We start from the raw sequence: 13,060 nt of genomic DNA on the forward strand, positions 1-13,060 counted from the left end.
GTGGCCCGATGGCGGAACCGGAGCGCAGAAACCGGGCCCGGCCATCGAGGGAAGGCAATCGTTGCATGACTGAACTGATCCACCCGCTGCTGCTGTGTGGCGGGTCCGGCACGCGGCTCTGGCCGCTTTCGCGCAAGAGCTATCCCAAGCAGTTCACCAAGCTGACCGGAGAGGAGAGCCTGTTTCAGGCCTCCGCCCGGCGCTTGTCCGGTCCGGGATTTGCCGCGCCGCTCATCATCACCGGCGCCGATTTCCGTTTCGTCGTGACCGAACAACTCGCCGCCGTCGAAACCCTTGCGCAGGCCACCTTGATCGAGCCAGAGGGTCGCAACACCGCCCCCGCCATCCTCGCCGGGGCCCTAGTCCTCGCCGCCCGCTCACCCGACGCCCTGATGCTGGTAGCCCCGTCCGATCACGTGATCCCCGATGCCTCCCGCTTTCGCGAGGCCGTGCTGGCCGCCGCCCCGGCGGCGCGCGCGGGCCAGCTTGTCACCTTCGGCATCCGCCCCGACCGCGCCGAAACCGGCTATGGCTGGCTGGCCCTGTCCGAACAGCCCTGCGACGCCTTCGCCCCGGTGCCCCAGCCCCTGATGGGGTTTGTCGAGAAACCCGACGAGGCGATGGCGGCCGCCCTGCTGGCCAGCGGCACCCACCTGTGGAACGCAGGGATCTTCCTGTTTTCCACCACGGCCCTGATCGCGGCCTTCGAAGCCTTGCAGCCCGCGATGCTCGCGGCCGTCCGCGCGGCGGTGGACGCCGCCGAGGACGATCTGACCTTCACCCGGCTCGCCCCGGCCCCCTGGTCCACGCTTGAGGATATCTCCATCGACTACGCGGTGATGGAAAAGGCCCCAAACCTCTCGGTGGTGCCCTATGGCGGCACCTGGTCGGATCTGGGCGGCTGGGACGCGGTCTGGCGCGAGAGCGGCCCGGATGCGCTTGGCGTCGTCGCCAGTGGCCCCTCCACGGCGCTCGACTGTTCAAACACCCTGCTGCGTGCCGAGAACCCCCAGCAACCGCTCGTCGGGATCGGCCTGACCGACGTGATCGCCGTCGCGATGCCCGACGCCGTGCTGGTGGCGCACAAGGACCGGGCGCAGGACGTCAAGCTGGCGGTCGCCGCGCTCAAATCCAAGGGCATCCCGCAGGCCGAGACCCTGCCCCGCGATTTCCGGCCCTGGGGCTGGTACGAGAGCCTCGTGGTCGGCGGCCGGTTTCAGGTCAAACGCATCCACGTGCATCCCGGCGCCGCCCTGTCGCTCCAGTCCCACCACCACCGCTCGGAACACTGGATCGTCGTCGAGGGCACCGCGAAGGTCACCGTCGATGACGAGGTGAAACTGGTGACCGAGAACCAGTCCGTCTACATTCCCCTCGGGGCCGTCCACCGGATGGAGAACCCCGGCAAGGTGCCGATGGTGCTGATCGAGGTCCAGACCGGTGCCTATCTCGGCGAAGACGACATCATCCGCTACGAGGACATCTACTCCCGTGGCCAGGGCGCCAGGGGATAAGAAAGGAACCGACGATGAGCTATGATCTGACCGGCAAACGCATCTGGGTCGCGGGGCATCGCGGCATGGTGGGCAGCGCCGTGGTCCGCCGCCTCGCCGAGGAACCCTGCGAGGTCCTGACTGCCGGGCGCGATACCTTGGACCTGACCGATCAGGCGGCGGTGCGGGACTGGATGCAGAAGATCCGGCCCGACGCCATCGTGATGGCCGCGGCCCGCGTGGGCGGGATCAAGGCCAACAACGATTTCCCGGTCGACTTCCTCCTCCAGAACCTCCTGATCGAGACCAACATCGCCCAGGCCGCGCACGAGGCGGACGTGAACCGCTTCCTGTTCCTCGGCTCGTCCTGCATCTACCCCAAGATGGCGCCCCAGCCGATCCCGGAATCCAGCCTGCTGACCGGCCCGCTGGAGCCGACGAACGAATGGTACGCCATCGCCAAGATCGCGGGCATCAAGCTGTGTCAGGCCTATCGCAAGCAATACGGGCGCGACTGGATCTCGGCGATGCCGACCAACCTCTATGGCCCCGGCGACAACTACGACCTCGAATCCAGCCACGTGCTGCCCGCCCTTCTGCGCAAGGTCCACGAGGCCAAGGTCGCAGGCGCCCCCAGTGTGGAACTTTGGGGAACAGGCACCCCGCTGCGCGAATTCCTGCATTGCGACGACCTCGCAGACGCGCTGGTCTTCCTGCTCAAGGAATACTCCGGCTACGATCACGTGAATGTCGGCTCAGGCTCCGAGGTGACGATCCGAGAACTGGCCGAGGTCATCGCGCGCGTGGTCGGCTACGACGCGTCCCTGACGTTCGACACCACCAAGCCGGACGGCACCCCGCGCAAGCTGATGGACAGCAGCCGCCTCCACGCCCTCGGCTGGAACCGGGCCCGCCCGCTCGTGGACGGCATCGCCCACGCCTATGCGCACTGGCTGGAACACGGCGGTCGCGAGACCGGACCGATGCGGGCAGCACGCTGAGGCACCCGTCGCAGAGCGGCGGATGGGCGACATGGATTGGCTCCGAAGCAATCCCCCGGGTCATCGTCGGACGGAACCGCCTGCGCGCAGGATCACAGTATCAGGGACGTCCCATATTACCCAAACCGTCCCCAATTAATGAATTACACAATTGGACCTCGGCAATTTGAATTAATCCCCACGAATCAATTAATGCGAGACATAATTAAACCAACTCTCCCTTAGGTAGACCGCAGATTCTCCACACGGAGCACCAATTACTCCCCCTCTCATCATCCAAACTTCCTTCTGAATAGTCTGGTCCCCGGCCATTATGCCTCACAGGCTATCGGAACAGACCCTACTCAAACCCTCACACCTTGCCCCGCCCTCACTGATCGACAGCCAAGACGCGCCGCTCTGTGCCAATCAAAACGACCGCCGGTTGCCACTGCGACCTCTCCAGTCCTGCAAAAGGCTCAAGGCCGCAGCGCGGTACATGTTCCCGCCGGATAGCCAAGTTTCCCCCGTGCAGTCGCGACATATCCCCTCCCTAACACCACCTCTCCGAACGTCGTCCTGACGATGTTGCCCGAGCACATGCCACCCGCCTATCGCACTGAACAGAATAATCCTTTCCCAGAACCATCAGCCGAAACCGAATTCAATCCAAACCGACCCAAACCCCCTCCGCGCCACCTACCCAGACTGACCGACGAGCTTAGACCGTCCCGTCACACCCGACCGCATCCATCGACTCCCGAACCCCTCCCACCCGAAGCGCAACCCCCCAATCTCGCGAGGGATGGAGCCATCCGACCACTCTCGCCCGACCAACCGAGCTCAATTGATTCGGACTTCGGACCAGCATTCCGAGCATCTCCGCAATTAAAGAAAATGGGATTTCCATAAAGAGACTTAGGGACATCACAGGTCAATCTTTCACTCACAATATTTCAACTTCCAACCCGAAATTTCGCATTAAATTTAATCACGGAAATAATACTCACCCCGAAATCGGCAATTGCAATGGGTGAGACCGCTCCTTTCCAGCAGTATCAATCAAGATTTAACGAGGGCGTCCCGCACAGCTGCTTCTACGGGTCCGCCCCATTTTTTAGAGTACCAGTCCCGCAGGGTAAGCGGATTGTTTCATTGTAGGCTTTTCGGGGGTTGAGCCATGAAATATTCCGGCGAGTCGACGCTTGTCGACAACGCGCTGTCACGGAACTTTGTAACACCGTCCGGCTCGACGCATTCCGATCGGTTCTATGCCCAGTTTCTCAAGCGTCCCGTCGATCTTGTCGTCGCGGTCCTGGCGCTGCCCATCGTGGCACCGGTCATCCTCGTGCTCTGGCTGCTGGCCCGGCGCGATGGCGGGCCCGGCTTCTTTCGGCAGGAGCGCGTGGGCCGCAACGGCCGCACCTTTGCCTGCTGGAAGATGCGCACGATGGTCGTGGATGCCGAGCGTGTGCTCAAGGAGCTCTGCGAGCGCGACCCGGCCTGCGCCGAGGAATGGAACCGCAACCAGAAGCTCGGACGCGACCCGCGCATCACCCGTATCGGCGCACTCATGCGGGCGACCAGCCTCGATGAACTGCCCCAGATCTGGAACGTGCTGCGCGGCGACATGAGCCTCGTCGGGCCCCGGCCCTTCATGGTGTCCCAGGACGCGCTCTACCGCGCGGGCGGCGGCGACGCCTACTACCGGATGCGGCCGGGCATTACCGGCCCCTGGCAGATTTCAGGACGCGGCGGCACGACCTTCGTCGAGCGCGTCCAATTCGACAGTGACTATTGGAAGAGCATGTCGCTTGGCGGCGACCTGGCCCTGATGTTTCGCACCGTAACAGTCGTATTTCGCGGCACCGGAACGTGAGGGAACCGACGTGAAACTACTCGTACTCGGAATCAACTATGCACCAGAGATGATCGGCACCGCCGTCTACACGACCGGCATGGCCGAGGCGATGGCCGAGCAAGGCCACGACGTCTCCGTCGTCACCGCGGTCCCCTCCTATCCCGGCTGGAAGATTTTTGACGGCTGGCCCCGGTTCGGCTATCGGTCGGTCCGGACCGATGGCGGCCCCCGCGTTATCTATTGCCCCCTGTACGTTCCCGCGCGCCCGACCGGGGTCAAGCGCATCCTCCATTACATCAGCTTCGCCGCAACCGCCGCGCCCTGCATGCTGTGGTACGGCATCCGCTACAGCCCCGACACCGTCTTCGTCGCCGCCCCCTCGATGCTCTCGGCCCCGATCGGCTGGCTCGTGGCGCGACTGACCGGGGCCAAGTGCTGGCTCCACATTCAGGATTTCGAGGTCGAGGCCGCTTTCGCCACCGGTCTCCTGAAGAAGAAGAGCCTGATCGGCCGCGCCGCCGAGAAGTTCGAGCGCTGGATCCTGCGCCGCTTCGACCGGGTCAGCGCGATCTCGGCCCCCATGCTGCGCAAGCTGCGAGAAAAGGGCGTGCCCGAGGACCGGGCCTACGAACTGCGCAACTGGGCCGATCTGAACCGCATCACCCCCATGCCCAAAGACTCCGGCATGCGCGAGGAACTGGGGATCACGACGCCGCTCATGGCGCTCTATTCCGGCAACCTCGCGCACAAGCAGGGCCTCGAGATCCTGCCCAAAGTCGCCCGCAATCTCGCCCACCGGCCAGACCTCACCATCGCCATCTGCGGCGACGGCCCCCTCGCCCAGCCGCTCCGCGAAATGTCGGCGGACCTGCCGAACATCCGCTTCTTCCCGCTGCAACCGGTCGAAAAACTCTCGGCCCTGCTCGGGGCCGCCGACGTACACCTCCTGCCCCAGATCGCCGGGGCCGCCGATCTCGTGCTGCCCTCCAAGCTGACCAACATGCTGGCCTCGGGCCGCCCGGTGATCGCCACTGCCGAAAGCGGCACCGCCCTCGCCGACGAGGTCAGGGGCTGCGGCCGGGTGGTTGCGCCCGGCGACACCAAGGCGCTGGCCACGGCTATCGAAGCTCTGGTCGATGATCCGGACCTGCGCACGGACCTTGGCCGCGAGGCGCGCGTGCGCGCCTTCGAACGCTGGGACGGAGACCGCATTCTCAGCCGCTTCGCCTCGGAAATGAACCGGATGACGGGCGACGCCGTGCTGCCGGCCTGGCGCATGGGAACCATGAACAAGGAAGTGAGTGAGTAGGATGAAAAAGGCACTGATCACCGGTATCACCGGACAGGACGGCTCCTACCTGGCGGAATTCCTGCTGGAGAAGGGCTACGAGGTTCACGGCATCAAGCGGCGCGCCTCCTCCTTCAACACCCAGCGGATCGATCACATCTACGAGGATCCGCATTCCAACCATGCCCAGCTCAAGCTGCACTACGGCGACCTGTCGGACAGTTCGAACCTGACCCGCATCATTCAGGAAGTGCAGCCCGACGAGATCTACAACCTCGGCGCCCAGTCCCACGTGGCGGTCTCCTTCGAGGCGCCGGAGTACACGGCGGACGTCGACGCGATGGGCGCGCTGCGCCTGCTCGAAGCGGTCCGCTTCCTCGGCATGGAGAAGAAGACCCGCTTCTACCAGGCCTCGACCTCGGAACTCTACGGCCTCGTGCAGGAAACCCCGCAGACCGAGACGACCCCGTTCCACCCGCGCTCGCCCTATGCCGTGGCCAAGATGTACGCCTACTGGATCACGGTAAACTACCGCGAGGCCTACGGCATGTACGCCTGCAACGGCATCCTCTTCAACCACGAGAGCCCGCGCCGGGGCGAAACCTTCGTGACCCGCAAGATCACCCGGGGCCTCGCCAACATCGCCCAGGGGCTCGAACCCTGCCTCTTCATGGGCAACATCGACTCCCTGCGCGACTGGGGCCACGCCAAGGACTATGTCCGCATGCAGTGGATGATGCTCCAGCAGGACCATGCCGAGGATTTCGTCATCGCCACTGGCGTCCAGTACTCCGTGCGCGAGTTCATCACCTGGACCGCCAAGGAACTGGGGATCGCCATCGAGTTCTCCGGCGAAGGCATCGACGAGATCGCGACCGTCGCGTCGGTCTGGGGCGACAAGGCCCCGGAGCTCAAGCGCGGCGATGTCATCATGCGCATCGACCCCCGCTACTTCCGCCCCGCCGAGGTCGAAACGCTGCTGGGCAACCCGGCCAAGGCCAAGGCACGGCTCGGATGGACCCCGGAAATCACCGCTCAGGAGATGTGCGCCGAAATGGTCGCCGAAGACCTCCGGGTGGCAAAGCGATACGCCCTGCTCAAGGAACACGGGCTGGATCTGCCCGTCGCGCTCGAAGGGTAGAGACGCAAAGACGAGAGCGCGCGCCCCTCGCGCGGTCTCCGTCGCCAAGACACGACAAGGCCACCACTCATGGCGTCCCCAAGGGCTTGCGCGACCCGGAACAACGGGCCGCGCAACGCCCCTTCGGCTGGCCGGACACACGCGCCGCCCGGCGGGACCGCCACGGGCGTTCAACCGCCCCTCCCCCTTGACTTCCCCTGCCCTTGCCCTTCCGATCGCCCCGGCGAGACTCGGGGGCCACTGCACCGTCCCGGTCCGTGTGGCCGAATGGGCCAGGGAGGAGACCTACGGTGACCAGCACGACAGACAGCACCCCGGCCAACACGCCGACCCTGCGCGCGGCGCTCTGGATGATCGGGGCGGTCGTGTCCTTCTCCTCCATGGCCGTTGCGGGGCGCGAGGCCGCAGGCACGCTCGACACCTTCGAGATCATGACCTACCGCAGCCTGATCGGCTGCGTCATCGTCTGCGCGGTCCTGACCGCGACCCGCAAGTGGAGCGTGGTGCGGCTGACCCACCTGCGCACCCATATCTTCCGCAACGCCGCGCATTTCGCCGGTCAGAACCTCTGGCTCTACGCCGTGGCGGTGGCGCCGCTGGCTCAGGTCTTTGCGCTCGAATTCACCTCGCCCCTCTGGGTGCTGGTGCTCTCGCCCCTGATCCTCGGCGAGCGGCTGACCCGGGTGCGGGGCCTCTGCGCCCTCCTCGGCTTCATCGGCATCCTCATCGTGGCACGGCCCAGCCCCGACACCATCGGCCCGGGCGTGATCACCGCCGCGACCGCCGCGATCTGCTTTGCCTTCACCATGATGCTGACCAAGAAGCTCACCCGCACCGAGACCATCGGCGGCATCATGTTCTGGCTGACGCTGCTGCAACTGATCATGGGCGCGGTCATCGCGGGTTATGACGGCGATTTCGCCCTGCCCGGCCCGATGCTGCCCCATGTCATCGTCATCGCCATCGGCGGCCTGCTGGCGCACTTCTGCATCACCAATGCGCTCTCCCTCGCTCCGGCCTCGGTCGTCATGCCCTTCGACTTTGCGCGCCTGCCCACCATCGCCATAGTCGGGATGCTGCTCTACTCCGAGCCGCTCGACATCTGGGTCCTTGTCGGCGCGGCGATCATCTTTGGCGCCAACTACGCCAACATCCTGAACGAAACCCGCAGGAACCGGGTCGCCTGACGGGGCGGCCGGCGGCTAGGGAAAAGCATGAGCACCCAAAAATCCCTCTCCCGCCGCGCCTGGGCCGAACTGATGCTACTGGCCGGCATCTGGGGCGGTTCCTTCCTCAGCACCAAACTGGCCCTCGTCGAGGTCCCAGTCGTCACCGTGGTTCTGCACCGCTGCGGCTGGGCCGCGCTGGTCCTCTGGGCGGTGGTCCTGCTGCGCCGCCTGCCGCTGCCGCGCGACCCGGGGACATGGGCCGCCTTCCTTGTCATGGGGGTGCTGAACAACGTCGCGCCCTTCTTCCTGCTCACATGGGGCCAGCTGCACATCGAATCCGGCCTCGCCTCGATCCTCAATGCTACGACGGCGGTCTTCGGGGTCATCGTCGCCTCGATGGTCTTCGCCGACGAGCGCCTGACCGCACGCAAGCTCACCGGGGTCGCCATTGGGTTCCTCGGGGTCACCGTCGCGCTGGGGCTCGACGCCTTCCGCCAGTTCGATCCCCGCTCCACCGGACAGCTCGCCGTGCTCGGTGCCACGCTCTGCTATGCCCTCGCCGGAAGCTGGGCCCGCGCCCGCCTGAGCCACCTCCGCCCCGAGGTCGCGGCGGCCGGCATGCTCGGCGCGGCCACGCTGGTCCTGATCCCGCTGACCCTTGGCCTCGACGGCGTGCCGAGCCTCGATCTGAGCCCGACCACATGGGCCGCCATCGCCTACTACTCGGTCTTCGGCACGGCCGCCGCCTTCCTGCTCTACTACCGGGTCCTCTCGATGGCGGGCAGCGGCAACCTGATGCTGGTGACCCTGCTCGTGCCGCCCGTCGCCATCGTGCTCGGCGCCGTGGTTCTGGGCGAGGCCCTGCCGCTGCGCGCCTTTGCCGGATTTGCCCTGCTGGCAGTCGGCCTGCTGATCCTGAACGGAACCCTGCGCCTGCCGCGCAAGCGCGTGATTGACCCCGCCTCCGCCGCCGATTAGCAAGGCGCCAAACAGACAGGGCGGACTATGCTGTACTCATCGGCCGAAGACTGGCGCGCGGCGCCTCGCAAACGGGTTTTGTTCTTTGGCATGTCGGGCCTGGGCAAGACCTACGTGTCGAACATGCTCCGCGAGGAAGGCAGCTGGTTCCACTACTCGATCGACTACCGCATCGGCACCCGCTACATGGGCGAATACATCGCCGACAACGCCAAGGCCGAGGCGATGAAGGTGCCCTTCCTGCGTGACCTGCTGCTGACGGATTCGATCTACATCGGCTCCAACCTCACCTTCGAGAACCTGACCCCCGTCTCCGCCTACCTCGGCAAGCCCGGCGACCCGGCCAAGGGCGGCCTCGCGATGCACGAATACCGCCGCCGGCAGGACCAGTTCCGGCAGGCCGAGATCTACGCCCTGCTCGACACCCACTACTTCATCGACCGGGCCGAGCGGCTCTATGGCTATCCGCACTTCATCTGCGACACCGGCGGCTCGATCTGCGAATGGGTCGACCCCGAGGATCCCAAGGACCCGGTGATGAGCGAGTTGGACAAGCACACGCTGATGGTCTGGATCAAGGGCGACGACGCCCATACCCAGGAACTGATCCGCCGCTTCGACAAGGCGCCCAAGCCGATGGCCTACCAGCCCGAGTTCCTGACCTGGGCCTGGGAGGCCTACCTCGCCGAGACCGGCAAGACCGAGACCCAGGTGGATCCCGATACCTTCATTCGCTGGACCTATGCCAAGGCGCTGGCCCACCGCCAGCCCCGCTACGAGGCGATGGCGAACTGGGGCATCACGGTCACCGCCGACGCGGTCGCCGCCGTCCGCGACGAGGCCGGGTTCATCGACCTGATTGCGGACGCCATCGAGGCGCACCGGGCCTGAGGCTCAGAAACAGGCGTAGACGGTATTGGTGATGGCCCCGTACGCGCCCGACAGGGGCAGTTGCATCAGCAGCGCGCGGTCCGGCCCGAGGATCGTCAGCACCCGCCCCTGCATCAGCGTATCGAGGAACGGCGCGCGCGGCGGGATCTGCAGCGTCAGCTCGCCCCGGCTGCGGTCGAACCCCAGCTGGTACTCCAGCCCATCCACCTGAAAGGCATAGCCGCCCGCCGCCGTCCCGGTGCCGAAGATGGCAAGATAGCTCTGCCCCTGCGGCGTGCACATGTAGTAGAAACCCCGCCCGCTCCCGTCCGCCGCCTGCAGCCCCGCGTAGCGGCTGAAGCCATCGGTCGCGATCCCGGCACCCCACTGGCCCGGCGGCGCCGGCTGCTGCTGCGACTGCTGTCCGGTGGTCTCCTCGATCCCCGAGCACCACTGCTCGACACACTGGTGATAGCGCGGATCGCTGGCCCCGGAGGAATCCGCGAGGCAGCGCCAGATACAGCGCTGCATGGCCATCGGGTCGTCGTCCTGCGCCAGCGCAGGTGTGGCGATCAGCAGGAACAGAAGGGTCAGGAAAGGTTTCATGATGCTTTGGTCATTCGGAAAATTCGACAAAGTATCAGGTGGCCCGTCCCGAAATGCCAGCGCTTTCGGCTGGCGCAAGCCGGCATTGTCTTGGCATTGTGACCCGGCGGGTCTATCTACCGCACTCACCGAATTGGAATGCGACCATGCCCATCAAGATCCCTGCCGACCTTCCCGCCTACGACGTACTGACCCGCGAGGGCGTCATGGTGATGTCGGACGACATGGCCGCACGTCAGGACATCCGCCCGCTGAGGATCGGATTGCTCAACCTGATGCCCAAGAAGATCCAGACCGAGAACCAGTTCGCCCGGCTGATCGGCGCCACGCCGCTGCAGATCGAGCTGAGCCTCATCCGGATGAGCGAGCATCAGACCAAGAACACCGCCGCCGAGCACATGGAGGCCTTCTATCGCCCCTTCAGCGAGGTCGATGCCACGGGCGAGAAGTTCGACGGCCTGATCATCACCGGCGCCCCCATCGAGCACCTCGCGTTCGAGGACGTGACCTATTGGGAAGAGCTCTGCCGCGTCATGGACTGGACCCAGACCAACGTGCACTCCACCTTCGGCGTCTGCTGGGGCGGCATGGCGATGGCCTGGTATCTGAACGGCGTGCCCAAGCACATGCTGGACGAAAAGGCCTTCGGCTGCTTCCGCCAGAGAAACCTTGCGCCCGCCTCGCCCTACCTGCGCGGGTTCTCCGACGACCCGATGATGCCGGTCAGCCGCTGGACCGAGCTGCGCCAGGACGACATCGAGAAAGCCGGGCTGCAAACCCTGCTGATCTCGGATGAGACCGGGCCCTGCCTGATCGACGATCCGGCGCACCGCGCGCTCTACATCGTCAACCACCTCGAATACGACTCCACCACGCTCAAGGAGGAGTATGACCGCGATGTGGCCAACGGTGCCCCCATCGAGGTTCCGGCGAACTACTACCCCGAGAACGATCCCAAGCGGCAGCCGCTGAACCGGTGGCGCAGCCATGCCCACCTGCTCTATGGCAACTGGATCAACCAGATCTACCAGACCACGCCCTTTGACATGGACGCGATCGGGCGCTGAAACAGGGTGCGCGGCAGGCGGAATTATCCCCCTGCCGCACGCGCCGCGTTTGCGTTAAGCCTGTTAACATCCCATATTGTCCGGCACGACACAGATGAGGGACTCGGCCATGGACCTGCCTTTCGACGGTGCGATCACGCGGTTCTTTGAAAAGGAAGCGCCCGACGAGATCCGTCGCGCGATCCAGCGGGCGGACAAGGATGACATCCTCAGTCCTTCCTATCCCCATTCCGAGGAAATGAAGACCAAGTCCTACGACAAGGACCTGAATTCACTCCAGATCGAACTGGCCAAGATGCAGAACGCCATCGGCGAGACCGGCGAGCGCATCCTGATCATCTTCGAGGGCCGCGACGCCGCCGGCAAAGGCGGCACCATCAAGCGCTTCCGCGAGAACCTGAACCCTCGCGGCGCGCGGGTCGTTGCCCTGTCCAAGCCTTCGGACGCCGAGCAGACGCAGTGGTACTTCCAGCGCTACATCGCACACCTGCCCTCCGCCGGTCACATCGTCTTCTTCGATCGCAGCTGGTACAACCGCGGCGTGGTCGAAAAGGTCTTCGGCTTCTGCACCGACGAAGAGCGCGAGCGCTTCTTCCGGCAGGTCCTGCCGCTCGAACGGGCGCTGGTCGATGACGGGATCAAGCTGTTCAAGTTCTGGCTGAACGTGGGCCGCGCCGAACAGCTCCGCCGGTTCATGGACCGCGAGAAGGATCCGCTGAAACAGTGGAAGCTCAGCCAGATCGACATCGACGGGCTCAAGCGGTGGGACGACTACAGCGAGACCATCCAGGAGACGCTCTCCCGGACCCACAGCGATGTCTCGCCCTGGACCATCCTCAAATCGGACGACAAGAAGCGCGCGCGCCTGAACGCCATCCGCACCGTGCTCCACGGCATCGACTACAAGGGCAAGGACAAGCGCGCGATCGGCAAGATCGACGAGGAGATCTGCGGCGGCCCCGATCTCTGGGACGCCTGACCGACGTATGGGCAAACGCGGATATCATCACGGCAACCTGCGCCAGGCGCTGGTCGACGCTGCCCTCGAACTGATCGAGGACAAGGGCCCTACCGGCTTTACGCTGTCCGAGGCGGCCAAGCTGGCGGGCGTGACCCCCGCAGCCGTCTACCGCCATTTCGAGGGCCGCGAGGACCTGATCGCCGAAGCCGCGCGGCAAGGCTACGAGATCTTCGCCGACCTGATGCAATACGCCTATGACAAGGAACAGCCCTCGGCGCTGGCGGCTTTCGAGGCCACCGGCCGCGCCTATCTCGCCTTTGCCCGCAAGTACCCCGGCCACTACATCGCCATGTTCGAGAGCGGCATCTCGGTCAACCACAGCCCCGAACTCGCGGCTGTACGCCAGCGGGCGTGGAACGCGCTGGAGCGCGCCGCAAGTGATCTCGGCAAGCACATCCCGCCCGAGAAACGGCCGCCCGCGTCGATGTTCACCGCCCACGTCTGGGCCATGAGCCACGGGGTCGTCGAGCTGTTCCTGCGCAATTCTCCAGGCACACAAAGCCCGTTCCCGGCCGACGAACTGCTCGAGAGCGGGATCGGCGTCTACCTTCGCGGGCTGGGCCTCATCGCGCCAGACAAATAGGCT

General features: G+C 65.3%; 12 protein-coding genes. 11 read left to right on the top strand and 1 reads right to left on the bottom strand.

The window, feature by feature from the left end; all coding sequences use genetic code 11:
* The first annotated feature begins 65 nt into the window (after positions 1-65).
* The 8 genes from DDT93_RS05325 to DDT93_RS05360 all read left to right on the top strand — a co-directional run bounded on the left by DDT93_RS05325 (position 66) and on the right by DDT93_RS05360 (position 9,801).
* The gene (locus tag DDT93_RS05325) at positions 66-1,514 is read left to right on the top strand and encodes a mannose-1-phosphate guanylyltransferase/mannose-6-phosphate isomerase (protein ID WP_109464783.1); all 1,449 of its coding nucleotides are present in this window, start codon (positions 66-68) and stop codon (positions 1,512-1,514) included.
* 14 nt (positions 1,515-1,528) lie between these two features.
* Positions 1,529-2,494 (top strand): GDP-L-fucose synthase, encoded by a 966-nt coding sequence (gene fcl / locus DDT93_RS05330; RefSeq protein ID WP_109464784.1) that lies wholly within the window; start codon positions 1,529-1,531, stop codon positions 2,492-2,494.
* Between the two features lie 1,159 nt (positions 2,495-3,653).
* Positions 3,654-4,352: a sugar transferase gene (locus tag DDT93_RS05335; RefSeq protein WP_109464785.1), complete on the top strand. Its 699-nt coding sequence runs from the start codon at positions 3,654-3,656 to the stop codon at positions 4,350-4,352.
* Positions 4,353-4,362: 10 nt separating this feature from the next.
* Positions 4,363-5,643 (top strand): WcaI family glycosyltransferase, encoded by a 1,281-nt coding sequence (locus DDT93_RS05340; protein WP_109464786.1) that lies wholly within the window; start codon positions 4,363-4,365, stop codon positions 5,641-5,643.
* Position 5,644: 1 nt separating this feature from the next.
* Complete coding sequence (gene gmd / locus DDT93_RS05345) at positions 5,645-6,763, top strand: GDP-mannose 4,6-dehydratase (protein ID WP_109464787.1); 1,119 nt, start codon at positions 5,645-5,647, stop codon at positions 6,761-6,763.
* 290 nt (positions 6,764-7,053) lie between these two features.
* Complete coding sequence (locus DDT93_RS05350; protein WP_269800943.1) at positions 7,054-7,950, top strand: DMT family transporter; 897 nt, start codon at positions 7,054-7,056, stop codon at positions 7,948-7,950.
* Positions 7,951-7,977: 27 nt separating this feature from the next.
* Entirely contained in the window at positions 7,978-8,910 is a 933-nt protein-coding gene (locus DDT93_RS05355; RefSeq protein ID WP_109464788.1) for a DMT family transporter, read from the top strand.
* A gap of 27 nt (positions 8,911-8,937) precedes the next feature.
* On the top strand, positions 8,938-9,801 hold the full coding sequence (locus DDT93_RS05360) for an ATPase (protein ID WP_109464789.1): 864 nt from the start codon (positions 8,938-8,940) through the stop codon (positions 9,799-9,801).
* 3 nt (positions 9,802-9,804) lie between these two features.
* On the opposite strand, the gene DDT93_RS05365 is transcribed toward DDT93_RS05360, so the two are convergent.
* Positions 9,805-10,386 (bottom strand): hypothetical protein, encoded by a 582-nt coding sequence (locus tag DDT93_RS05365; protein ID WP_109464790.1) that lies wholly within the window; start codon positions 10,384-10,386, stop codon positions 9,805-9,807.
* A gap of 146 nt (positions 10,387-10,532) precedes the next feature.
* On the opposite strand from DDT93_RS05365, the gene DDT93_RS05370 reads away from it, so the two are divergent.
* The 3 genes from DDT93_RS05370 (at position 10,533) to DDT93_RS05380 (ending at position 13,057) form a co-directional block, all read left to right on the top strand.
* Positions 10,533-11,453, top strand: coding sequence for a homoserine O-succinyltransferase (locus DDT93_RS05370; RefSeq protein ID WP_109464791.1), 921 nt, complete (start codon positions 10,533-10,535; stop codon positions 11,451-11,453).
* A gap of 109 nt (positions 11,454-11,562) precedes the next feature.
* A complete protein-coding gene (ppk2, locus tag DDT93_RS05375; protein ID WP_109464792.1) occupies positions 11,563-12,432 on the top strand; it encodes a polyphosphate kinase 2 in 870 nt (289 codons plus the stop codon).
* A 7-nt stretch (positions 12,433-12,439) separates the two neighbouring features.
* Positions 12,440-13,057 (top strand): TetR/AcrR family transcriptional regulator, encoded by a 618-nt coding sequence (locus tag DDT93_RS05380; protein ID WP_109464793.1) that lies wholly within the window; start codon positions 12,440-12,442, stop codon positions 13,055-13,057.
* Positions 13,058-13,060: the final 3 nt, after the last annotated feature.

This window comes from Albibacillus kandeliae, from assembly GCF_003116585.1.
Classification (GTDB): Bacteria; Pseudomonadota; Alphaproteobacteria; order Rhodobacterales; family Rhodobacteraceae; genus Albibacillus; species Albibacillus kandeliae.